This is a genomic window from Pseudomonas sp. GM50 (assembly GCF_000282375.1).
Lineage (GTDB): Bacteria > Pseudomonadota > Gammaproteobacteria > Pseudomonadales > Pseudomonadaceae > Aquipseudomonas.
The window spans coordinates 246,993-269,206 of sequence record NZ_AKJK01000042.1 but is presented as its reverse complement, the minus strand read 5'-3'; the positions used below and the strand labels follow the sequence as shown (position 1 = coordinate 269,206).

23 protein-coding genes are annotated in these 22,214 nt (G+C 57.0%); 21 read left to right on the top strand and 2 right to left on the bottom strand.

All coding sequences use genetic code 11. The annotated features are described in order from the left end of the window. Positions 1-306 precede the first annotated feature (306 nt). The 21 genes from rpmH (at position 307) to glmS (ending at position 20,582) form a co-directional block, all read left to right on the top strand. Positions 307-441, top strand: a complete 135-nt coding sequence (rpmH, locus tag PMI30_RS30425; RefSeq protein WP_003213577.1) for a 50S ribosomal protein L34 — start codon at positions 307-309, stop codon at positions 439-441. A gap of 16 nt (positions 442-457) precedes the next feature. Then, positions 458-859, top strand: coding sequence for a ribonuclease P protein component (rnpA, locus tag PMI30_RS21020; protein WP_032830545.1), 402 nt, complete (start codon positions 458-460; stop codon positions 857-859). Beyond that, positions 852-1,097, top strand: coding sequence for a membrane protein insertion efficiency factor YidD (yidD, locus tag PMI30_RS30420; protein WP_052966011.1), 246 nt, complete (start codon positions 852-854; stop codon positions 1,095-1,097). The genes rnpA and yidD overlap by 8 nt, the downstream gene beginning before the upstream one ends. A gap of 2 nt (positions 1,098-1,099) precedes the next feature. Further along, the gene (gene yidC, locus PMI30_RS21025) at positions 1,100-2,785 is read left to right on the top strand and encodes a membrane protein insertase YidC (RefSeq protein ID WP_008007895.1); all 1,686 of its coding nucleotides are present in this window, start codon (positions 1,100-1,102) and stop codon (positions 2,783-2,785) included. A gap of 79 nt (positions 2,786-2,864) precedes the next feature. After that, on the top strand, positions 2,865-4,235 hold the full coding sequence (gene mnmE / locus PMI30_RS21030) for a tRNA uridine-5-carboxymethylaminomethyl(34) synthesis GTPase MnmE (RefSeq protein WP_007903009.1): 1,371 nt from the start codon (positions 2,865-2,867) through the stop codon (positions 4,233-4,235). A gap of 551 nt (positions 4,236-4,786) precedes the next feature. After that, positions 4,787-6,679: a tRNA uridine-5-carboxymethylaminomethyl(34) synthesis enzyme MnmG gene (gene mnmG / locus PMI30_RS21035; RefSeq protein WP_008007892.1), complete on the top strand. Its 1,893-nt coding sequence runs from the start codon at positions 4,787-4,789 to the stop codon at positions 6,677-6,679. Continuing rightward, positions 6,676-7,320, top strand: a complete 645-nt coding sequence (gene rsmG, locus PMI30_RS21040; RefSeq protein ID WP_007903014.1) for a 16S rRNA (guanine(527)-N(7))-methyltransferase RsmG — start codon at positions 6,676-6,678, stop codon at positions 7,318-7,320. The genes mnmG and rsmG overlap by 4 nt, the downstream gene beginning before the upstream one ends. Positions 7,321-7,338: 18 nt before the next feature. Then, positions 7,339-8,136 carry a ParA family protein gene (locus PMI30_RS21045; RefSeq protein WP_008007890.1) on the top strand — a complete coding sequence of 266 codons (798 nt, stop codon included), beginning with the start codon at positions 7,339-7,341 and terminating at the stop codon, positions 8,134-8,136. 9 nt (positions 8,137-8,145) lie between these two features. After that, complete coding sequence (locus PMI30_RS21050) at positions 8,146-9,018, top strand: ParB/RepB/Spo0J family partition protein (RefSeq protein WP_008007888.1); 873 nt, start codon at positions 8,146-8,148, stop codon at positions 9,016-9,018. A gap of 148 nt (positions 9,019-9,166) precedes the next feature. Beyond that, the gene (locus PMI30_RS21055; protein ID WP_007903021.1) at positions 9,167-9,574 is read left to right on the top strand and encodes a F0F1 ATP synthase subunit I; all 408 of its coding nucleotides are present in this window, start codon (positions 9,167-9,169) and stop codon (positions 9,572-9,574) included. A gap of 16 nt (positions 9,575-9,590) precedes the next feature. Next, on the top strand, positions 9,591-10,460 hold the full coding sequence (gene atpB / locus PMI30_RS21060) for a F0F1 ATP synthase subunit A (protein ID WP_008007886.1): 870 nt from the start codon (positions 9,591-9,593) through the stop codon (positions 10,458-10,460). A gap of 133 nt (positions 10,461-10,593) precedes the next feature. Next, the gene (atpE, locus tag PMI30_RS21065) at positions 10,594-10,851 is read left to right on the top strand and encodes a F0F1 ATP synthase subunit C (RefSeq protein ID WP_002555987.1); all 258 of its coding nucleotides are present in this window, start codon (positions 10,594-10,596) and stop codon (positions 10,849-10,851) included. Between the two features lie 56 nt (positions 10,852-10,907). Then, complete coding sequence (locus tag PMI30_RS21070) at positions 10,908-11,378, top strand: F0F1 ATP synthase subunit B (RefSeq protein ID WP_007903028.1); 471 nt, start codon at positions 10,908-10,910, stop codon at positions 11,376-11,378. Positions 11,379-11,390: 12 nt separating this feature from the next. Further along, entirely contained in the window at positions 11,391-11,927 is a 537-nt protein-coding gene (locus PMI30_RS21075; RefSeq protein WP_007903030.1) for a F0F1 ATP synthase subunit delta, read from the top strand. A gap of 21 nt (positions 11,928-11,948) precedes the next feature. Further along, positions 11,949-13,493 (top strand): F0F1 ATP synthase subunit alpha, encoded by a 1,545-nt coding sequence (atpA, locus tag PMI30_RS21080; RefSeq protein WP_008007884.1) that lies wholly within the window; start codon positions 11,949-11,951, stop codon positions 13,491-13,493. Between the two features lie 50 nt (positions 13,494-13,543). Next, a complete protein-coding gene (gene atpG / locus PMI30_RS21085) occupies positions 13,544-14,404 on the top strand; it encodes a F0F1 ATP synthase subunit gamma (RefSeq protein ID WP_007903034.1) in 861 nt (286 codons plus the stop codon). 27 nt (positions 14,405-14,431) lie between these two features. Continuing rightward, on the top strand, positions 14,432-15,811 hold the full coding sequence (gene atpD / locus PMI30_RS21090) for a F0F1 ATP synthase subunit beta (RefSeq protein ID WP_008007883.1): 1,380 nt from the start codon (positions 14,432-14,434) through the stop codon (positions 15,809-15,811). 45 nt (positions 15,812-15,856) lie between these two features. Beyond that, complete coding sequence (locus tag PMI30_RS21095) at positions 15,857-16,282, top strand: F0F1 ATP synthase subunit epsilon (protein ID WP_007903037.1); 426 nt, start codon at positions 15,857-15,859, stop codon at positions 16,280-16,282. A 117-nt stretch (positions 16,283-16,399) separates the two neighbouring features. Beyond that, a complete protein-coding gene (gene glmU / locus PMI30_RS21100; protein ID WP_008007881.1) occupies positions 16,400-17,767 on the top strand; it encodes a bifunctional UDP-N-acetylglucosamine diphosphorylase/glucosamine-1-phosphate N-acetyltransferase GlmU in 1,368 nt (455 codons plus the stop codon). A gap of 204 nt (positions 17,768-17,971) precedes the next feature. Next, a complete protein-coding gene (locus tag PMI30_RS21105) occupies positions 17,972-18,748 on the top strand; it encodes a DeoR/GlpR family DNA-binding transcription regulator (RefSeq protein ID WP_008007879.1) in 777 nt (258 codons plus the stop codon). 1 nt (position 18,749) lies between these two features. After that, positions 18,750-20,582 (top strand): glutamine--fructose-6-phosphate transaminase (isomerizing), encoded by a 1,833-nt coding sequence (gene glmS, locus PMI30_RS21110; RefSeq protein WP_008007877.1) that lies wholly within the window; start codon positions 18,750-18,752, stop codon positions 20,580-20,582. Positions 20,583-20,653: 71 nt separating this feature from the next. Here glmS and PMI30_RS21115 read toward each other — a convergent pair whose 3' ends face one another. Continuing rightward, entirely contained in the window at positions 20,654-21,586 is a 933-nt protein-coding gene (locus PMI30_RS21115) for a phosphatidate cytidylyltransferase (RefSeq protein WP_008007875.1), read from the bottom strand. 1 nt (position 21,587) lies between these two features. After that, on the bottom strand, positions 21,588-22,208 hold the full coding sequence (locus PMI30_RS21120; protein WP_008007874.1) for a lysophospholipid acyltransferase family protein: 621 nt from the start codon (positions 22,206-22,208) through the stop codon (positions 21,588-21,590). Positions 22,209-22,214 lie beyond the last annotated feature (6 nt).

The window sequence follows — 22,214 nt, the reverse complement described above, 5'->3', positions numbered from 1 at the left end:
CAGGCTGACCACCGTTTTCCACCGTAGTTGTCATTCTCTGTACATCACGGTTTAGAAGGCCTGAAGGTAGTTATCCACAGACGAACGTGGCCCTAGCTTTTATAAGCTTTACAGAAAAGCTTTAAATAATTCCCTTCTTTATTTCTATATCTAGCGAACAACCTTCGGCGAGCAAATCGTCTGGATATCTATTTATAAGGAAACGCTGGTTGGAAATTGACCTAGAGGCTTGCTTTCTCTAGAATCCCCGGTCTCTTAAAACGGGGGCCATTCCGGCCCGTTGTGGACGAACCAGGTAACACGACAATGAAACGTACTTTCCAACCAAGCACTATCAAACGCGCTCGTACCCACGGTTTCCGTGCTCGCATGGCTACCAAGAACGGTCGTGCCGTTCTGTCGCGTCGTCGCGCCAAAGGTCGTGCGCGTCTGGCAGTTTGATAAGCCGGCACTGGAGGTGAGTCAGGACTTCAGTCGGGAAAAGCGTCTGCTTACTCCCCGGCATTTCAAGGCAGTCTTTGACTCCCCTACCGGCAAGGTTCCGGGGAAAAATCTCCTGCTCCTTGCGCGCAACAACGATCTTGATCACCCCCGTCTCGGGCTGGTTATCGGGAAAAAGAGCGTAAAGCTCTCCGTCGAGCGCAATCGCCTCAAACGTCTGATGCGCGAATCGTTTCGCCTGAACCAGGATTTACTGGTCGGTTGGGACATCGTTATCGTCGCGCGCAAAGGTTTGGGTGACGTAGAAAGCCCCGAATTGATTCAGCATTTCGACAAACTCTGGAAGCGTCTGGCACGCAGCAAGCCGGTACCAGCAGTCAAAACCGAAACTGTAGGGGTAGACAGTACCGATGCGTAAACTGGCACTCGTTCCGATCCAGTTTTATCGCTATGCCATCAGTCCCCTGATGGCCAGTCACTGTCGTTTCTACCCCAGTTGTTCCTGCTACGCGTATGAAGCCATAGAAAATCATGGCCTTCTGCGCGGTGGCTGGCTGACCTTTCGTCGTTTAGGTCGCTGTCATCCGTGGAATCCCGGTGGTTATGACCCGGTTCCATCTATCCCTACCTCCCGTTCTTCTTCGATGGCCGAGTAATCATGGATATCAAACGCACGATCCTGATCGTCGCCCTGGCAATCGTGTCCTACGTTATGGTCCTTAAATGGAACCAGGACTATGGCCAGGCTGCCCTGCCGACTCAGAATGTTGCTTCCAGTACTACCGCACCGGGCCTGCCGGACACGGCGACTGGCAATAATGCTTCTGTCAGTGACGACATTCCACGCGCCGCAAGCGATACCAGTGCGACTGCACCTGCTGAAACACCAGTAGCTGCAAGCAAAGACCTCATCCAGATCAAAACGGATGTGCTCAACCTGGCTATCGATCCACAAGGTGGTGATGTTGCCCAGTTGACGCTGCCGCTGTATCCACGTCGCCAGGACCATCCGGAAATTCCATTCCAGCTGTTCGATAACGGCAACGAACGGACTTATCTGGCCCAGAGCGGCCTGATCGGCACCAACGGTCCGGACGCAAGTCCTGCCGGTCGTCCGGTTTACTCCTCCGAGAAGAAGATTTATCAACTGGCTGACGGTCAAGACCAATTGGTCGCGGACCTGAAGTTCAGCAAGGACGGCGTCAACTACATCAAGCGTTTCACGCTGAAACGTGGCTTGTATGACGTAACCGTTTCCTACCTGATCGACAACCAGAGCGCTCAGCCCTGGTCCGGTGCAATGTTCGCGCAACTGAAGCGTGATGCCAGCTCCGATCCTTCTTCCAGCACCGCCACCGGCACCGCGACTTACCTGGGCGCCGCCCTGTGGACAAGTAACGAGCCGTACAAGAAAGTGTCGATGAAGGACATGGACAAGGCTCAGCTGAAAGAAACCGTCACCGGTGGTTGGGTTGCCTGGTTGCAGCACTACTTCGTGACCGCGTGGATTCCGGTCAAGGGCGAAAACAACGTCGTCCAGACCCGTAAAGACAGCAAAGGCAACTACATCATCGGCTACACCGCCCCGGCAATGACTGTTGCGCCAGGTGCGAAAGCTGAAACCAGCGCCGTTCTGTACGCAGGTCCGAAAAGCCAGGCTGTGCTGAAAGAGTTGTCCCCAGGTCTGGAATTGACCGTCGACTACGGCATTCTGTGGTTCATTGCCCAGCCAATCTTCTGGCTGCTGCAACATATCCACGCGCTGGTCGGTAACTGGGGCTGGTCGATCATCTTCCTGACCATGCTGATCAAGGGGATTTTCTTCCCGCTGTCGGCTGCCAGCTACAAATCCATGGCGCGCATGCGTGCAGTAGCACCGAAACTGGCCGCGCTGAAAGAGCAACATGGCGACGACCGGCAGAAAATGTCGCAAGCCATGATGGAGCTGTACAAGAAAGAGAAGATCAATCCGCTGGGTGGTTGCTTGCCAATCCTCGTGCAGATGCCGGTTTTCCTTTCGCTGTACTGGGTTCTGCTGGAAAGCGTGGAAATGCGCCAGGCGCCATTCATGCTGTGGATTACTGACCTGTCGATCAAGGATCCGTTCTTCATTCTGCCGATCATCATGGGCGCAACCATGTTCATCCAGCAGCAGTTGAACCCGACTCCTCCGGATCCGATGCAGGCGAAGGTCATGAAAATGATGCCAATCATCTTCACCTTCTTCTTCCTGTGGTTCCCGGCTGGTCTGGTGCTGTACTGGGTTGTGAACAACTGCCTGTCCATCGCCCAACAGTGGTACATCACGCGTAAAATCGAAGCGGCTACCAAAGCGGCTGCCTGATTTACACTGTGGATAACCACTCAAAACGCCCCCTAGTGGGGCGTTTTGCTATCTGTCACTTTTGTCTGGATACCGGTTTATGAGCGTTCCTCGTGAAACCATTGCCGCCGTCGCCACCGCTCAAGGTCGCGGTGGTGTGGGCATCGTCCGTATTTCCGGGCCGCTGGCGAGTGTGGCGGCCAAAGCCATCAGCGGTCGCGAACTGAAACCGCGGTTTGCCCATTACGGCCCGTTCCTCAGTGCAAACGAAGAGGTGCTGGACGAAGGCATCGCGCTTTATTTCCCGGGACCGAACTCGTTCACCGGCGAAGATGTGCTTGAGCTGCAGGGTCACGGCGGCCCGATCGTTCTGGATATGCTGCTCAAGCGTTGCCTGGAGCTGGGCTGTCGTCTGGCCCGGCCGGGTGAATTCAGCGAACGCGCCTTCCTCAACGACAAGCTCGATCTGGCTCAGGCCGAAGCCATTGCCGACTTGATCGAGGCAAGTTCTGCACAGGCGGCACGAAATGCCCTGCGATCGTTGCAGGGGGCGTTTTCCCAGCGTGTGCATAACCTCACCGAGCAACTGATAGGCCTGCGCATTTACGTCGAAGCAGCCATCGACTTCCCCGAAGAAGAAATCGACTTCCTCGCCGATGGCCATGTCTTGAGCATGCTCGACAAAGTGCGCGACGAATTATCCACAGTGCTGCGTGAAGCCGGTCAAGGGGCATTGCTGCGTGACGGCATGACCGTGGTCATCGCCGGACGGCCGAATGCCGGCAAGTCCAGCCTTCTGAATGCCTTGGCCGGACGTGAAGCTGCGATCGTGACCGAGATTGCCGGTACTACCCGGGACATTCTTCGCGAACATATCCACATCGATGGCATGCCGTTGCACGTGGTCGACACTGCCGGCCTGCGCGATACCGATGATCAGGTGGAAAAAATTGGCGTCGAACGGGCATTGAAAGCCATCGGCGAGGCAGATAGGGTGTTGCTGGTGGTCGATGCCACAGCTCCCGAGGCCCTTGATCCCTTTGCCTTGTGGCCTGAATTCCTCGAAACCCGCCCGGATCCGGCGAAAGTTACGCTGATCCGCAACAAGGCTGACCTGACGGGGGAAGCGATTGCCCTGGAAGTCAGCAACGATGGCCACGTTACGATCAGCCTCAGTGCGAGGTCTGCCGGCGAAGGCCTGGAGTTGCTGCGCGAGCACCTCAAGGCCTGCATGGGTTACGAGCAGACGTCCGAAAGCAGCTTCAGTGCTCGCAGACGTCACCTGGAGGCACTGCGTCATGCGAGTGCATCCCTCGAGCATGGCCGTGCGCAGCTGACATTAGCGGGGGCCGGAGAGTTGCTGGCCGAAGATTTGCGGCAGGCGCAGCAGTCTTTGGGCGAAATCACCGGCGCATTCAGCTCTGATGATCTGCTGGGAAGGATCTTTTCCAGCTTCTGTATCGGTAAATAGTCCCTTCAGATGTTCACAGACAGGTCATTCGGGCCTGTCTGTTCCCTCCTTTCCTGAAATTTTTCCCCAGTGCCGAGCAGATTCTTCGCTTGAGCGGATTTCCCTTGCCCGGGATTTGCTCATTCAGCGGCTTTTCTGTGGATTAAGCCCTGTGAATAAGTGCCGCTAAGGGCAGTTGATAACAAGGCCTGAAAACTGAAGATAACCGCCTCTGTGGATAACCACTCCTTTCATCCACAGGCTTAAACCGGTTATCCAAGGGCCTCCTTGGCACATGACCACAGGGTTTTGAATCTCTGTACACATTGAAAATAAAGGGCTGTATCAATCTATCCACAGAAAGGTGGCTCAGTAGAAATAAACATAAAAACAAAGAGTTAATAAATTTCTCTCTTTTTAATTTCTATAACCCCGACTTCTCCACAGCTGGTTAAATTTTGTGCAAAGGGTTCTTTAGGAAGGGCGAAGTCCCTATACTTGCCGACCAGGTCCAAAAACCTGAGCTCAAACTATTTCCGGATTACCTGACTGAAGCAGGCACGAGGTGCGTGGTGGATTTCCCTTCCCGTTTTGAAGTGATCGTCATCGGCGGCGGTCATGCCGGTACCGAGGCAGCACTGGCGTCAGCACGTATGGGGGCAAAAACCCTGTTGCTGACGCATAACGTGGAAACCCTCGGTGCCATGAGTTGCAACCCAGCCATTGGCGGGATCGGCAAAAGCCATTTGGTTAAAGAAATCGATGCCCTGGGCGGCGCGATGGCCATGGCTACCGATAAAGGCGGTATTCAGTTTCGCGTATTGAACAGCCGCAAAGGCCCAGCCGTGCGTGCAACCCGCGCTCAGGCAGATCGGGTTCTGTACAAGGCCGCTGTCCGCGAAGCGTTGGAAAACCAGCCGAACCTGTGGATATTTCAACAGGCTGCTGACGACCTGATCGTCGAGCAGGAACAAGTGCGCGGTGTTGTCACCCAAATGGGTCTGCGTTTCTTCGCCGATTCCGTGGTGTTGACCACTGGCACCTTCCTTGGTGGACTTATCCACATCGGCATGCAGAATTATTCCGGCGGTCGCGCCGGTGATCCGCCGTCGATTGCGCTGGCTCATCGCCTGCGCGAACTGCCATTGCGTGTCGGTCGCCTGAAAACCGGTACACCGCCGCGTATCGACGGTCGCACTGTGGATTTTTCGGTGATGACCGAGCAGGCAGGGGATACGCCGATTCCGGTGATGTCGTTCATGGGCTCCAAAGAGCAGCATCCGAAACAGGTCAGCTGCTGGATTACCCACACCAACGCCCGTACCCACGAAATCATTGCCTCGAACCTTGATCGTTCGCCGATGTATTCCGGCGTGATCGAAGGGATCGGCCCACGTTACTGCCCATCGATCGAAGACAAGATCCACCGCTTTGCCGACAAGGAAAGCCACCAGGTCTTCATCGAGCCGGAAGGTTTGACCACCCACGAGCTGTACCCGAACGGGATATCCACTTCCCTGCCGTTCGACGTGCAACTGCAGATCGTGCAATCGATCCGCGGCATGGAAAACGCGCACATCGTTCGCCCTGGTTACGCCATCGAGTACGACTACTTCGACCCGCGTGACCTGAAGTACAGCCTGGAAACCAAAGTGATCGGCGGTCTGTTCTTCGCCGGACAAATCAACGGCACCACCGGTTACGAAGAAGCCGGCGCCCAAGGTTTGCTGGCCGGAGCCAACGCCGCACTGCGCGCCCAGGGCAAAGATGCCTGGTGCCCGCGTCGCGACGAGGCGTACATCGGCGTTTTGGTCGACGACCTGATTACCCTGGGTACCCAGGAACCGTATCGGATGTTCACGTCCCGCGCCGAATACCGTTTGATCCTGCGCGAAGACAACGCCGACCTGCGTTTGACCGAGAAAGGTCGCGAATTGGGTCTGGTGGATGACGTGCGTTGGGCGGCGTTCTGCAAGAAGCGCGAAAGCATCGATCTGGAAGAGCAACGCCTGAAAAGTACCTGGGTTCGCCCGGGCACCGAGCAGGGCGATGCGATTTCCGAGAAGTTCGGTACGCCGCTGACCCATGAATACAATTTGCTCAACCTGCTGAGCCGTCCGGAAATCGACTACGCTGGTCTGATCGCCGTGACCGGTGGGGGCGCAGAAGATCCACAGGTCGCCGAACAGGTCGAAATCAAGACCAAATACGCCGGTTACATTGATCGTCAACAGGATGAAATCGCGCGCCTGCGGGCCAGCGAAGACACCAAACTGCCTGTGGATATCGATTACACGAACATCTCCGGTCTCTCGAAAGAGATCCAGAGCAAGCTCGGCGCGACCCGTCCAGAGACCCTGGGCCAGGCGTCGCGTATTCCGGGCGTGACCCCGGCAGCGATTTCGTTGTTGATGATTCATTTGAAAAAACGCGGCGCGGGCCGTCAGTTGGAGCAAAGCGCTTGAGTTCGTTGGTCACCTCGCAACACGCCGAAGAGTTATCCACAGGTGCTCGCCAGCTCGGTGTCAACCTGACGGACGCCCAGCATGCACAGCTGCTGGGTTATCTGGCCCTGTTGATAAAATGGAACAAGGCCTACAACCTCACGGCCGTGCGTGATCCCGACGAAATGGTTTCACGGCATTTGCTCGACAGCCTGAGCGTGATGTCCTTCATCGAAAACGGCCGTTGGCTGGATGTAGGCAGTGGCGGCGGCATGCCAGGGATTCCCCTGGCGATCCTGTTTCCCGAGTCGCAAGTGACCTGCCTGGACAGCAACGGCAAGAAAACCCGCTTCCTGACCCAGGTCAAACTCGAACTCAAACTGGATAACCTGCAAGTTATCCACAGTCGCGTCGAAGCCTTCCAGCCTGAACTGCCATTCAACGGGATCATTTCCCGTGCGTTCAGCAGCATGGAGAACTTCAGTAACTGGACTCGCCATTTGGGCGACGCCGAAACACGTTGGCTGGCAATGAAGGGCGTTCATCCCGCTGATGAGCTGGTAGCATTGCCGGCAGACTTCCACCTCGATAGCGAACACGCCCTGGCCGTACCCGGTTGCCAAGGCCAACGCCATCTGCTGATACTGCGCCGCACGGCATGATTGGGAACACAAGCAAGAATGGCTAAGGTATTCGCGATAGCGAACCAAAAGGGTGGTGTGGGCAAGACCACCACCTGCATCAACCTCGCAGCTTCCCTGGTCGCTACCAAGCGTCGGGTGCTGTTGATCGATCTCGATCCACAGGGCAACGCCACCATGGGTAGCGGTGTGGATAAACACGGCCTGGAAAACTCGGTCTACGACCTTCTGATCGGCGAATGCGATCTGGCCCAGGCCATGCACTATTCCGAGCATGGCGGTTATCAATTGCTGCCGGCCAACCGCGACCTGACCGCGGCCGAAGTCGTTCTGCTGGAAATGCAGATGAAGGAAAGCCGTCTGCGCAGTGCGCTGGCGCCGATCCGTGAAAACTACGATTACATTTTGATCGACTGCCCGCCGTCGCTGTCGATGTTGACGCTCAATGCACTGGTTGCCGCCGACGGGGTGATTATCCCCATGCAGTGCGAGTACTTCGCGCTCGAAGGGTTGAGCGACCTTGTGGATAACATCAAGCGCATTGCCGAACTGCTGAACCCTAACCTGAAGGTCGAAGGCCTGTTGCGGACCATGTACGACCCGCGCCTGAGCCTGATGAACGACGTATCGGCGCAGCTCAAGGAACACTTCGGCGATCAGCTCTACGACACCGTGATTCCGCGCAACATCCGCCTGGCCGAAGCGCCAAGCTATGGCATGCCGGCGCTGGCGTACGACAAATCATCGCGGGGCGCGATTGCCTATCTGGCATTGGCTGGCGAGATGGTTCGCCGTCAGCGCAAAAACTCACGCATCGCCGCTGCTCAGGCAACTTAAGGAATCCCCATGGCCGTCAAGAAACGAGGTCTCGGACGTGGACTGGATGCACTGCTGAGTGGTCCGACTGTCAGCTCGCTGGAAGAGCAAGCGGTACAAGCCGATCAGCGTGAGTTGCAGCACCTGCCCCTGGACCTGATCCAGCGTGGCAAGTACCAGCCGCGTCGGGACATGGATCCTCAAGCACTGGAAGAGCTGGCGCAGTCGATCAAGGCCCAGGGCGTGATGCAGCCGATCGTGGTGCGCCCGATCGGCAGCGGCCGCTTCGAAATCATCGCCGGCGAACGCCGCTGGCGTGCCAGCCAGCAGGCTGGCCAGGAAACCATCCCGGCGATGGTTCGCGATGTGCCGGATGAAACCGCCATCGCCATGGCGCTGATCGAGAACATCCAGCGTGAAGACCTCAATCCGATCGAAGAAGCGGTGGCCTTGCAGCGTTTGCAGCAGGAATTCCAGCTGACTCAGCAACAAGTGGCCGAGGCTGTGGGTAAGTCCCGCGTCACCGTCGCCAACCTGTTGCGTCTGATTGCGCTGCCGGAAGTCATCAAAACCATGCTGTCTCACGGCGACCTGGAAATGGGTCATGCCCGTGCCTTGCTCGGTTTGCCGGAAAATCAACAAGTTGAAGGGGCGCGACATGTTGTCGCACGGGGGCTGACTGTGCGCCAGACTGAAGCACTGGTTCGCCAGTGGTTGAGTGGCAAACCGGAGCCTGTGGAACCTGCAAAACCGGACCCGGATATCGCCCGGCTCGAGCAGCGTCTGGCCGAGCGCCTAGGCTCTGCGGTGCAGATCCGCCACGGAAAGAAGGGTAAGGGGCAGCTGGTGATCGGCTACAACTCTCTTGATGAGCTTCAAGGTGTGCTTGCACACATCCGCTGAAACAATTCCTCATGTAGCGTGAAGTCGGAAATCACTACCTGACAGTTGAATAGGGGCAGAACCGCCCCTATACTCTGCGCGCATTTTGTCGGCACAAATTATGCCAGGTTATTGAGTTCTGGCAGCCGACCATTGGGGAGCAAAAGAGATGGAAAACCGCACGCCAGACCGCTTGCCGTTCCATCGCCTGGCAGTTTTTCCGGTGTTAATGGCTCAATTTGTCGTTTTGCTGATTGCCGCTTTGGCGCTCTGGCAATGGCATGGAGTCGTTGCCGGGTACTCAGGACTCTGCGGAGGCCTGATAGCCTTGCTTCCCAATATTTATTTCGCTCACAGGGCATTTCGGTTTTCCGGCGCCCGAGCAGCTCAAGCCATCGTCCGGTCTTTTTATGCCGGCGAGGCGGGCAAACTGATTTTGACGGCAGTGCTGTTTGCATTGACGTTTGCAGGTGTGAAGCCATTGGCGCCGTTAGCAGTATTCGGCGTCTTCGTGCTGACCCAACTGGTTAGCTGGTTCGCTCCCCTGCTAATGAGAACAAGACTTTCGAGACCTTAGGGCGTTTGAGGCAACCATGGCAGAGACAACCGCTTCGGGCTATATCCAGCACCACTTGCAGAACCTGACCTTCGGTCAGCACCCAACTGGCGGGTGGGGTTTTGCCCATACCGCAGCAGAAGCCAAAGAAATGGGCTTCTGGGCTTTCCACGTCGATACTCTCGGCTGGTCGGTCGCGTTGGGTCTGATTTTCGTTCTTCTTTTCCGCATGGCGGCGAAGAAGGCGACTTCCGGTCAGCCTGGTGCTTTGCAGAACTTCGTTGAAGTATTGGTCGAATTCGTCGATGGCAGCGTGAAAGACAGCTTCCATGGCCGTAGCCCGGTGATTGCACCTCTGGCGCTGACCATCTTCGTCTGGGTCTTCCTGATGAACGCCGTCGACCTGATTCCGGTTGACTGGATTCCTCAAGTAGCCATGTGGATCTCCGGCGACGCGCACATTCCGTTCCGCGCCGTATCGACCACTGACCCGAACGCTACCCTGGGCATGGCCCTGTCGGTATTCGCGTTGATCATTTTCTACAGCATCAAGGTCAAGGGTATCGGCGGTTTCATCGGCGAACTGACCCTGCACCCGTTCGGCAGCAAGAACATCTTCGTTCAAGCCCTGCTGATTCCGGTGAACTTCCTGCTTGAGTTCGTGACCCTGATTGCCAAGCCAATCTCGTTGGCACTGCGTCTGTTCGGCAACATGTATGCCGGCGAACTGGTCTTCATTCTGATTGCTGTGATGTTCGGCAGCGGTCTGCTCTGGCTTAGCGGCCTGGGCGTAGTTCTGCAGTGGGCGTGGGCTGTGTTCCACATCCTGATCATCACCCTGCAGGCGTTTATCTTCATGATGCTGACCATCGTTTATCTGTCGATGGCGCACGAAGAGAACCATTAAGGCCAGTCTCGACTAGTCTGATGTCCCATCCGGTAACACGGGTGGGGGCCCTAACAGGGCTATGAAACGATTTGTTTTACCGCTTTAAAATCTAAAAAACCTAAACCATACGACGTAAAAGTCGGGAGGAAAGATGGAAACTGTAGTTGGTCTAACCGCTATCGCTGTTGCACTGTTGATCGGCCTGGGCGCACTGGGTACCGCAATTGGTTTCGGCCTGTTGGGCGGCAAGTTCCTGGAAGGCGCAGCGCGTCAACCAGAAATGGTTCCAATGCTGCAAGTTAAAATGTTCATCGTTGCCGGTCTGCTCGACGCCGTGACCATGATCGGTGTTGGTATCGCTCTGTTCTTCACCTTCGCGAACCCATTCGTTGGTCAACTCGCTGGCTAATCACTCGAATCGTCGAGTGATTAGTGTGTTGTGCAACGAACGAGCGAGGTGTTGGCGTGAACATTAATGCAACCCTGATTGGCCAGTCCGTTGCGTTCTTAATTTTTGTACTTTTTTGCATGAAGTTCGTATGGCCTCCGGTCATCGCGGCTTTGCACGAACGTCAGAAGAAGATCGCGGATGGACTGGACGCTGCCGCCCGAGCAGCTCGCGACCTGGAGTTGGCCCAAGATAAAGCGGGTCAACAACTGCGCGAAGCGAAAGCTCAGGCAGCCGAAATCATTGAGCAAGCCAAGAAACGCGGTAACCAGATCGTTGAAGAGGCTGTTGAAAAAGCCCGTATCGACGCTGACCGTGTGAAGGTTCAGGCTCAGGCCGAGATCGAGCAGGAACTGAACAGTGTCAAAGACGCGCTGCGTGCCCAACTGGGTGCACTGGCTGTCGGCGGCGCCGAGAAGATCCTGGGTGCCACAATCGATCAAAACGCGCACGCGGAGCTGGTAAACAAACTGGCTGCTGAAATTTAAGCGAGGGCGATCATGGCAGAATTGACCACGTTGGCCCGACCTTACGCTAAGGCAGCCTTCGAGCACGCCCAGGCCCACCAGCAACTGGCCTCTTGGTCAGCCATGCTCGGCCTGGCTGCAGCAGTGTCGCAAGACGACACCATGCAGCGCGTGCTCAAGGCCCCGCGACTGACGAGCGCAAACAAGGCCGCCACGTTTATCGACGTGTGCGGCGACAAGTTTGATGCCAAGGCACAGAACTTCATTAACGTCGTTGCCGAAAACGACCGTCTCCCGCTTTTGCCGGAGATATCCGCTCTGTTCGACCTGTACAAGGCTGAACAAGAGAAGTCGGTAGACGTTGAAGTGACCAGTGCTTTTGCATTGAACCAAGAACAGCAAGACAAACTCGCCAAGGTTCTCAGTGCACGACTCAACCGGGAAGTGCGCCTGCAAGTCGAGGAAGACAAATCCCTTATTGGGGGCATTGTCATCCGCGCCGGCGACCTGGTTATCGATGGCTCGGTTCGCGGCAAACTCGCAAACCTTGCCGAAGCATTGAAATCTTGAGTTTGAAGGGGCAGCAGAGCAATGCAGCAACTCAATCCTTCCGAAATAAGTGAAATTATCAAGGGCCGCATCGACAAGCTCGATGTGACCTCCCAAGCCCGTAACGAAGGCACTGTCGTCAGCGTATCTGACGGTATCGTGCGGATTCACGGTCTGGCCGACGTCATGTACGGCGAGATGATCGAGTTTCCGGGCGGCGTCTTCGGTATGGCTCTCAACCTCGAGCAAGACTCTGTAGGTGCCGTTGTATTGGGCTCCTACCAGTCTCTGGCTGAAGGCATGAGCGCCAAGTGCACCGGCCGCATCCTCGAAGTTCCGGTTGGTAAGGAACTGCTGGGTCGCGTAGTCGACGCACTGGGTAACCCAGTTGACGGCAAAGGTCCGCTGAACAACACCGAGACCGATGCGGTCGAGAAAGTTGCTCCAGGCGTGATCTGGCGTAAGTCGGTAGACCAGCCTGTACAGACTGGCTACAAGGCTGTCGATGCCATGATCCCTGTCGGCCGTGGCCAGCGCGAGCTGATCATCGGTGACCGTCAGATCGGTAAAACCGCTCTGGCGATCGACGCGATCATCAACCAGAAAGACAGCGGCATTTTCTGCGTCTACGTAGCCATCGGTCAGAAGCAATCGACTATCGCCAACGTGGTTCGCAAGCTGGAAGAAAACGGCGCACTGGCTAACACCATCGTCGTGGCGGCGAGCGCTTCGGAATCTGCAGCACTGCAGTTCCTGGCTCCGTACTCCGGTTGCACCATGGGTGAATTCTTCCGCGACCGCGGTGAAGACGCGCTGATCGTTTATGACGATCTGTCCAAGCAAGCAGTGGCTTACCGCCAGATTTCCCTGCTGCTGCGCCGTCCACCAGGCCGTGAAGCTTACCCAGGCGACGTGTTCTATCTCCACTCCCGTCTGCTGGAGCGCGCATCCCGCGTTTCGGAAGAGTACGTAGAGAAGTTCACCAACGGCGCAGTGACCGGCAAAACCGGTTCCCTGACCGCACTGCCGATCATCGAAACCCAGGCTGGCGACGTTTCCGCGTTCGTTCCGACCAACGTGATTTCCATCACCGACGGTCAGATCTTCCTGGAATCGGCCATGTTCAACTCCGGGATCCGTCCTGCAGTGAACGCCGGTGTTTCGGTATCCCGTGTGGGTGGTGCCGCTCAGACCAAGATCATCAAGAAGCTCTCCGGTGGTATCCGTACCGCTCTGGCTCAGTACCGTGAACTGGCGGCATTCGCCCAGTTCGCTTCTGACCTGGACGAAGCGACCCGTAAGCAACTTGAGCATGGTCAGCGCGTTACCGAGCTGATGAAGCAGAAGCAATACGCACCAATGTCGATCGCTGACATGGCGCTGTCGCTGTATGCCGCTGAGCGTGGGTTCCTGACTGACGTCGAAATCGCCAAGATCGGCAGCTTTGAACAAGCGCTGATTGCTTTCTTCAACCGCGATCACGCCGATTTGATGGCGAAGATCAACGTGAAGGGTGACTTCAATGACGAAATCGACGCTGGCATGAAAGCCGGTATCGAGAAGTTCAAGGCCACCCAAACCTGGTAAGCCGCAGCGGGAGCCGCAAGGCTCCCGCTTGCTAACCTGATAGGTGTTACATGGCAGGCGCAAAAGAGATTCGCAGTAAGATTGCGAGCATCAAAAGCACGCAAAAGATTACCAGCGCCATGGAAAAAGTGGCGGTCAGCAAAATGCGCAAGGCACAAATGCGCATGGCTGCTAGCCGTCCTTACGCGGAGCGCATCCGCCAGGTTATTGGCCATCTGGCCAACGCCAACCCGGAATATCGCCACCCATTCATGATCGACCGTGAAGTAAAGCGCGTCGGTTACGTTGTGGTGAGCAGTGACCGTGGTCTGTGTGGTGGCTTGAACACCAACCTGTTCAAGGCCCTGGTCAAGGACATGGCGGTAAACCGCGAAAACGGCGTCGAGATTGATCTGTGTGTAGTGGGTAGCAAGGGTGCGGCTTTCTTCCGCAACTTCGGCGGTAACGTCGTTGCAGCTATCAGCCACCTGGGTGAAGAGCCGTCGATCAATGACTTGATCGGCAGCGTCAAGGTGATGCTGGATGCCTACCTGGACGGCCGTATTGACCGCCTGTCCGTGGTGTCCAACAAGTTCATCAACACCATGACGCAATCGCCTACCGTGGAGCAGTTGATTCCACTGGTGGCAACCCCGGATCAAGAACTCAAGCACCACTGGGATTATCTGTACGAACCGGACGCCAAAGAGCTGCTTGACGGCTTGATGGTCCGTTACGTGGAGTCGCAGGTCTACCAGGCGGTGGTCGAGAACAACGCGGCTGAACAAGCTGCGCGGATGATCGCGATGAAGAACGCTACCGACAACGCCGGTGATTTGATCAGCGATTTGCAGCTGGTCTACAACAAGGCGCGTCAGGCTGCGATCACCCAAGAGATCTCGGAAATCGTCGGCGGCGCTGCCGCGGTTTAACGGTTCAAATATTCAGAGGATCCAGCTATGAGTAGCGGACGTATCGTTCAAATCATCGGCGCCGTTATCGACGTGGAATTTCCACGCGACAGCGTACCGAGCATCTACAACGCGCTGAAAGTAGTGAGCGCGGCCGAAACCACCCTGGAAGTTCAGCAGCAGCTGGGCGACGGCGTGGTTCGTACCATTGCGATGGGTTCCACCGAGGGCTTGAAGCGCGGTCTGGAAGTCAATGACTCTGGCGCAGCCATCTCCGTACCAGTCGGTAAAGCGACCCTGGGCCGGATCATGGACGTTCTGGGTAACCCGATCGACGAAGCTGGCCCGATCGACACCGAAGAGCGCTGGGGCATTCACCGTCCTGCGCCAACCTTCGCTGAACAAGCGGGCGGCAACGACCTGCTGGAAACCGGCATCAAGGTTATTGACCTGGTTTGCCCGTTCGCCAAGGGTGGTAAAGTCGGTCTGTTCGGTGGTGCCGGTGTAGGCAAAACCGTAAACATGATGGAACTGATCCGTAACATCGCCATCGAGCACAGCGGTTATTCCGTGTTCGCCGGTGTGGGTGAGCGTACTCGTGAGGGTAACGACTTCTACCACGAGATGAAGGATTCCAACGTTCTGGACAAAGTGGCACTGGTTTACGGTCAGATGAACGAGCCGCCGGGTAACCGTCTGCGCGTAGCACTGACCGGCCTGACCATGGCCGAGAAGTTCCGTGACGAAGGTAACGACGTTCTGCTGTTCGTCGACAACATCTATCGTTACACCCTGGCCGGTACTGAAGTATCCGCACTGCTGGGCCGTATGCCTTCCGCAGTAGGTTACCAGCCGACCCTGGCCGAAGAGATGGGTACTCTGCAAGAGCGTATCACTTCGACCAAAAACGGTTCGATCACCTCGATCCAAGCGGTATACGTACCTGCGGATGACTTGACTGACCCGTCGCCAGCGACCACTTTCGCCCACTTGGACGCCACCGTCGTTCTGTCCCGTGACATCGCTTCCCTGGGTATCTACCCAGCGGTCGATCCACTCGACTCGACTTCGCGCCAGCTGGACCCGAACGTAATCGGCCAGGACCACTACGACACCGCTCGCGGCGTACAGTATGTTCTGCAGCGTTACAAAGAACTGAAGGACATCATTGCGATCCTGGGTATGGACGAGCTGTCGGAAGCCGACAAGCAGTTGGTAAACCGTGCTCGTAAGATCCAGCGTTTCTTGTCGCAGCCGTTCTTCGTGGCTGAAGTCTTCACCGGTGCATCGGGTAAATACGTTTCCCTGAAAGACACCATTGCTGGCTTCAAAGGCATCCTCAACGGTGACTACGACCACCTGCCAGAACAAGCGTTCTACATGGTCGGCGGCATCGAAGAAGCGATCGAGAAAGCCAAGAAACTGTAATCCCGGCGCCCGGCAACGGGCGCTAATTTAGGTTGAGGCAATCAGATGGCTATGACAGTCCATTGCGATATCGTCAGCGCGGAAGGGGAAATCTTCTCCGGCCTGGTCGAGATGGTGGTTGCGCACGGTGCACTGGGTGATCTTGGTATCGCCCTGGGTCACGCGCCGCTGATCACTAATCTCAAGCCGGGTCCGATCCGCCTGATCAAGCAGGGCGGGGAAGAGGAGGTGTATTACATCTCCGGCGGTTTCCTCGAGGTTCAGCCGAACATGGTCAAGGTTCTTGCCGACACCGTGCAACGTGCTGCCGACCTGGATGAAGCCTCCGCTCGGGAAGCAGTTCAGGCTGCCGAGAAGGCCCTGCATGACAAAGGCGCGGAGTTCGATTACGGAGCTGCTGCCGCACGTCTGGCCGAGGCTGCAGCCCAGCTGCGCACCGTCCAGCAGATCCGCAAGAAGTTCGGCCACTAATAGGCCATCGACTTATTGCGCGATTGATTAAAAAGGGTAGCCTCGGCTACCCTTTTTTCTTTTCCGACTTTCATCACCCGGTCGCAGTCGCTGACCCCCCAGGATTAGTAGCCTGTCATGTCTCTTGAAATCGTTATCCTCGCTGCCGGCCAAGGCACGCGCATGCGTTCGGCCTTGCCGAAAGTCCTGCATCCGGTTGCCGGTAATTCAATGCTTGGCCATGTTATCCACACGGCCCGGCAACTAGCTCCACAACGCATCCATGTGGTGATCGGCCATGGTGCCGAAGCGGTGCGTGAGCGTCTGGCGGCCGATGACCTGAATTTCGTCCTGCAGGATCAACAGCTCGGTACCGGACATGCGGTGGCCCAGGCTGTACCGTTCATCAAGTCCGACACCGTGCTGATTCTGTACGGCGACGTACCCTTGATCGAAGTCGAAACCCTGCAACGGTTGCTCAAGCTGGCTGCACCGCAGCAACTGGGCTTGTTGACCGTTGAGCTGGATGACCCGACGGGTTACGGCCGCATTGTCCGCGATGCCGCCGGCAAAGTTACCGCCATCGTCGAGCATAAAGACACCAACGACGTCGAGCGTGCGATCACTGAGGGCAATACCGGCATTCTGGCGCTACCTTTCGGACGTCTGGGCGATTGGGTGAGTCGTCTCTCCAATAACAATTCCCAAGGCGAGTACTACCTGACTGACGTGATCGCCATGGCGGTCAGTGATGGTCTGGTGGTGGCTACCGAACACCCCCATGACACCATGGAAGTGCAGGGCGCCAACGATCGCAAGCAACTGGCCGAGCTTGAGCGTCACTATCAGCTGCGCGCTGCTCGTCGTTTGATGGCTCAGGGCGTGACCCTGCGCGACCCGGCACGTTTCGATGTGCGGGGTGAGGTCACCGTCGGTCGGGATGTACTGATCGACATCAACGTGATCCTCGAAGGCAAAGTGGTCATCGAGGACGACGTGGTGATCGGCCCGAACTGCGTAATCAAGGACAGCACCCTGCGCAAAGGCGTGCAGATCAAAGCCAACAGCCATATCGAAGGCGCGATACTCGGTGAAGGCAGCGATGCCGGCCCGTTCGCTCGTTTGCGTCCGGGTACGGTGCTGGAAGCTCGCGCGCATGTGGGTAACTTCGTTGAACTGAAGAACGCCCATATGGGCGAGGGCGCCAAGGCCGGGCACTTGACGTATCTGGGCGACGCCGAGATCGGTGCGCGTACCAACATCGGCGCAGGCACCATCACCTGTAACTACGATGGCGCCAACAAGTGGAAAACCGTGTTGGGCGAAGATGTATTCATCGGTTCCAACAACTCGTTGGTGGCGCCTGTGGATATCTTGGCGGGTGCGACGACGGCGGCCGGTTCGACCATTACCCAGAATGTGGATAAGGCTCAGTTGGCTGTGGGTCGGGCTCGGCAGAAGAACATCGATGGCTGGAAGCGGCCGGAGAAGATCAAGAAGAGCTGAGTTATCCACAGTTCACGATGTGATGGCCATGAGATCGCTTTCGCGGGCAAGCCTCGCTCCTACGGAATATCACCGTCCGTAGGAGCGAGGCTTGCCCGCGAAAGCTTTTTATCCACAGATCATTTTTCTCGTGTCCCGCTTGACGAAGTTTCGACAATAGGCTTTTATTGCTTACGTTATCTTTCGAATCGAAACTTACCAGCCATGTCGAAGCGCAACACACCCCAACGCCGCCACAACATCCTCGCCTTGCTCAATGAGCAGGGGGAAGTCAGCGTGGATGAGTTGGCCAAGCGTTTCGAAACCTCGGAAGTTACGATTCGCAAGGACTTGGCGGCGCTCGAAAGCAACGGTCTGTTGCTGCGTCGTTATGGCGGGGCGGTCACCATGCCTCAGGAGTTGGTCGCCGATCTCGGCCAACCGGTTTCCAAATACAAGCAGGCCATTGCCCGTGCCGCTGTCATGCGGATCCGCGAGCATGCGCGAATCATCATCGACAGCGGCAGCACCACCGCCGCGATGATCCCGGAACTCGGCCAGCAACCGGGTCTGGTGGTGATGACTAACTCCCTGTATGTCGCCAACGCTTTGAGCGAACTCGAGCACGAACCGGTGCTGTTGATGACCGGGGGGACCTGGGACCCGCATTCCGAGTCCTTCCAGGGTCAGGTGGCCGAGCAAGTACTACGCTCATATGACTTTGATCAGCTATTTATCGGTGCCGATGGCATCGATCTGGTGCGCGGGACGACCACCTTCAACGAATTGCTGGGCTTGAGCCGTGTCATGGCCGAGGTTGCCCGCGAAGTGATCGTGATGGTCGAGGCCGACAAGATCGGCCGCAAAATTCCCAATCTGGAGCTGCCATGGAGCAGTGTCCATACCCTCATTACCGATGATCGCCTGTCACTTGCGGCACGCGATCAGATTCAGGCCCGCGGCATCAATTTGATTTGCGCCGCCGTCAGTCAGGAGAACTAGCATGTGTGGAATTGTCGGTGCAGTCGCAGAACGTAACGTTACCGCCATCTTGCTCGAAGGCCTCAAGCGTCTGGAATACCGTGGGTATGACAGCGCCGGTGTGGCGGTGTACACCAACGATGAAAAACTCTTGCGCACGCGTCGTCCGGGCAAGGTCAGCGAATTGGAACAGGCGCTGATCGAAGAGCCTCTGGTCGGCCGTCTGGGCATTGCCCACACGCGTTGGGCGACTCACGGCGCGCCGTGTGAACGTAATGCTCACCCACATTTCTCAGGCGGTTTGGCGGTGGTGCACAACGGCATCATCGAGAACCATGAAGCTCTGCGCGAGCAACTCCAGGCGTTGGGCCACGTGTTCACGTCGGACACCGACACTGAAGTCATCGCGCATTTGCTGCACGAAAAACTCAAGGTGCAACCCGACCTGACGGTAGCCCTGAAAGCGACCGTGCAAGAGTTGCACGGTGCTTACGGTCTGGCGGTGATCAGCGCCCTTCAACCGGATCGCCTGGTGGCGGCCCGCAGTGGCAGTCCATTGGTGATCGGGCTGGGTATGGGTGAGAACTTCCTGGCGTCCGACCAACTGGCACTGCGCCAGGTCACCGACCGCTTCATGTACCTGGAAGAAGGCGATATCGCCGAAATTCGCCGCGACAGCGTGCAGATCTGGGATATCACCGGCGCACTCGTCGAGCGTGAAAGCGTTCAGTACCGTGACGGTGCCGAAGCGGCTGACAAGGGCGAATTCCGCCATTACATGCTCAAGGAAATTCACGAGCAACCGGTCGTAGTACAGCGCACTCTCGAAGGTCGCCTGAGCCATAATCAGGTGCTGGTCGAGGCTTTCGGTCCACAAGCAGCCGAGCTGTTCGCCAAGGTGCGCAATGTACAGATCGTCGCCTGCGGCACCAGCTATCACGCCGGCATGGTTGCCCGTTACTGGCTCGAAGAACTGGCTGGCATCCCATGTCAGGTCGAAGTCGCCAGCGAATTCCGCTACCGCAAAGTGGTCGTGCAGCCAGACACCCTGTTCGTGAGCATCTCCCAATCAGGTGAAACCGCTGACACTTTGGCCGCGCTGCGCAATGCCAAGGAACTTGGTTTCCTCTCCAGCCTGGCGATTTGCAACGTCGGCATCAGCTCCCTGGTACGTGAATCGGACCTGACGCTGCTGACCCAGGCCGGCCGCGAAATCGGCGTGGCCTCGACCAAAGCCTTCACCACTCAACTGGTTGGCCTGCTGTTGCTGACCCTGTCTCTGGGTCAGGTTCGCGGTACGTTGGCCGAAGGTGTCGAAGCCACACTGGTCGAAGAACTGCGTCGCCTGCCGACCCGTTTGGGCGAAGCCCTGGCCATGGACAGCACCGTTGAAAAAATCGCCGAGCTGTTCGCCGAGAAGAACCACACCCTGTTCCTCGGTCGCGGCGCGCAATTCCCGGTGGCGATGGAAGGGGCCCTCAAGCTCAAGGAAATTTCTTACATCCACGCAGAAGCCTACCCGGCGGGCGAACTTAAACATGGCCCGTTGGCGCTTGTGGATAACGATATGCCCGTCGTCACCGTGGCGCCGAACAACGAGTTACTGGAGAAATTGAAATCCAACCTCCAGGAAGTCCGCGCCCGTGGTGGTGAGCTGATCGTCTTTGCCGACGAGCAGGCTGGCATGACCAATGGCGAAGGCACTCATGTTGTCCAGATGCCGCACATCCACGACATTCTGTCGCCGATCCTCTACACCATCCCGCTGCAGCTGCTCTCGTACTATGTGGCCGTATTGAAAGGCACTGACGTTGACCAGCCGCGTAACCTGGCGAAGTCGGTGACTGTGGAATAAGTTATCCACAAGCCATGAAATAAAAAGACCGCAGCTTTGGCTGCGGTCTTTTTTTTTGAGGGTCAGCTATTTCAAGTCCACCAATACCGCACAAGATGAAAGAAGATCGGTGCCGCAAAACACACTGAATCCAGTCGATCCAGCATCCCGCCGTGACCTTCGATCATGTGTCCCCAATCCTTCACGCCGCGATCACGCTTGATCGCCGACATCACGATGCCGCCGGCAAACCCCAGCAGGTTGATCAGCAGCGCAATCAAGAACGACTGCCACGGGCTGAACGGCGTAGTCCACCACAAGGCCGCGCCAATCAGCGAGGACAACAGAACGCCGCCGACAAAGCCTTCAACGGTTTTCGACGGCGACAGAGTGGGCGCGATTTTGTGTTTGCCGAACAACTTGCCGCATACGTACTGCAGCACGTCTGACAGCTGCACCACGATCACCAGATACGCGATCAGCAGCAGGTTGCGGCCTTCATAACCGACGATGTCCAGTGTCAGCAGGGCGGGGACGAACGACACGCAGAACACCGCGATCATCAAGCCCCATTGCACTTTCGACGCTCGCTCGAGGAAGTGCGTGCTGTCGCCGCCGAGAGACGCAAGAATCGGCAGCAGCAAAAACACGTACACCGGAATAAAGATCGAGAACAGTCCGTACCAATCGGAATAGATCAGCAGATATTGCAGCGGCAATGCCAGGTAAAACGCTGCCACCAGCGCCGGGTAGTCGCTGCGTCGGGTGGGCATGAGGGTGAGGAATTCGCGTAGCGCATAGAACGATACCGCGTAAAACAGCAGGATCACCGCGCCGGTGCCCAGCCAAAAAGCGATGCCGATCACGACCACCATCACCCACCAGGCGTTGATGCGGGCGTTGAGGTTCTCGATGACTGCATTGGGCGTGCCCCGGGTGCGCAGTTTGAGGATCAGGCCAATCAGTGAAGCCAGCACCAGGATCATGCCGATCCCGCCGAACAGCATCAGGGTTTGTCTATCCATGTCAGGAATGCTCCGGGGCGAGGGCCAGCAGTGCGTCGCGGCTGCGTGAAAGGAACTGCTCTTTGCTCTCGCCTTCGGTCAGTTGCAGGGGCGCGCCGAAACTGGTGGTACACAACAGCGGCAGTGGCAGCACTCGACCCTTGGGCATGACCCGGTTGAGGTTGGCGATCCACACCGGAATCACTTGGGCCTGTGGGTAACGTTTTGCCAAGTGATACAGGCCGCTTTTGAATGGCAGCAAACCCTCTTCCAGATTGCGCGTGCCTTCAGGAAAGATGATCAACGAATCACCGTTCTCCAGGGCGTCGAGCATGGGCTGCAACGGGTTATCCACAGGGTCCTTGCGCTCGCGATCGATCAGCACGCCGTTGAACACCCGGCTGATGATGTAACGGCGTAAGGCGCTCTTGTTCCAGTAGTCGCTGCCGGCCACCGGTCGCGTAAGTTTGCGCAGGGCGGAAGGAAGCGAGGCCCAGAGCAGCACGAAGTCGCCGTGGCTGCTGTGGTTGGCAAAATAAATGCGCTGCACGGGTTCCGGCGCGCAACCCATCCACAGGCTGCGGGCGCCAGTAACGGTTCGGGCCATGGAGGTGATGAGGGTGGCGACCACAGGTTCGAACATGAACGA

Bases quoted from the DNA above. Each gene is read 5' to 3' on its own strand.
- atpB (WP_008007886.1), top strand. From the start codon at position 9,591: ATGGCAGAGACAACCGCTTCGGGCTATATCCAGCACCACTTGCAGAAC.
- PMI30_RS21050 (WP_008007888.1), top strand. From the start codon at position 8,146: ATGGCCGTCAAGAAACGAGGTCTCGGACGTGGACTGGATGCACTGCTG.
- PMI30_RS21105 (WP_008007879.1), top strand. From the start codon at position 17,972: ATGTCGAAGCGCAACACACCCCAACGCCGCCACAACATCCTCGCCTTG.
- glmS (WP_008007877.1), top strand. From the start codon at position 18,750: ATGTGTGGAATTGTCGGTGCAGTCGCAGAACGTAACGTTACCGCCATC.
- atpE (WP_002555987.1), top strand. From the start codon at position 10,594: ATGGAAACTGTAGTTGGTCTAACCGCTATCGCTGTTGCACTGTTGATC.
- yidC (WP_008007895.1), top strand. From the start codon at position 1,100: ATGGATATCAAACGCACGATCCTGATCGTCGCCCTGGCAATCGTGTCC.
- atpD (WP_008007883.1), top strand. From the start codon at position 14,432: ATGAGTAGCGGACGTATCGTTCAAATCATCGGCGCCGTTATCGACGTG.
- PMI30_RS21055 (WP_007903021.1), top strand. From the start codon at position 9,167: ATGGAAAACCGCACGCCAGACCGCTTGCCGTTCCATCGCCTGGCAGTT.
- PMI30_RS21075 (WP_007903030.1), top strand. From the start codon at position 11,391: ATGGCAGAATTGACCACGTTGGCCCGACCTTACGCTAAGGCAGCCTTC.
- yidD (WP_052966011.1), top strand. From the start codon at position 852: ATGCGTAAACTGGCACTCGTTCCGATCCAGTTTTATCGCTATGCCATC.
- glmU (WP_008007881.1), top strand. From the start codon at position 16,400: ATGTCTCTTGAAATCGTTATCCTCGCTGCCGGCCAAGGCACGCGCATG.
- mnmE (WP_007903009.1), top strand. From the start codon at position 2,865: ATGAGCGTTCCTCGTGAAACCATTGCCGCCGTCGCCACCGCTCAAGGT.
- PMI30_RS21115 (WP_008007875.1), bottom strand. From the start codon at position 21,586: ATGGATAGACAAACCCTGATGCTGTTCGGCGGGATCGGCATGATCCTG.
- atpG (WP_007903034.1), top strand. From the start codon at position 13,544: ATGGCAGGCGCAAAAGAGATTCGCAGTAAGATTGCGAGCATCAAAAGC.
- rpmH (WP_003213577.1), top strand. From the start codon at position 307: ATGAAACGTACTTTCCAACCAAGCACTATCAAACGCGCTCGTACCCAC.
- PMI30_RS21045 (WP_008007890.1), top strand. From the start codon at position 7,339: ATGGCTAAGGTATTCGCGATAGCGAACCAAAAGGGTGGTGTGGGCAAG.
- atpA (WP_008007884.1), top strand. From the start codon at position 11,949: ATGCAGCAACTCAATCCTTCCGAAATAAGTGAAATTATCAAGGGCCGC.
- PMI30_RS21120 (WP_008007874.1), bottom strand. From the start codon at position 22,208: ATGTTCGAACCTGTGGTCGCCACCCTCATCACCTCCATGGCCCGAACC.
- PMI30_RS21095 (WP_007903037.1), top strand. From the start codon at position 15,857: ATGGCTATGACAGTCCATTGCGATATCGTCAGCGCGGAAGGGGAAATC.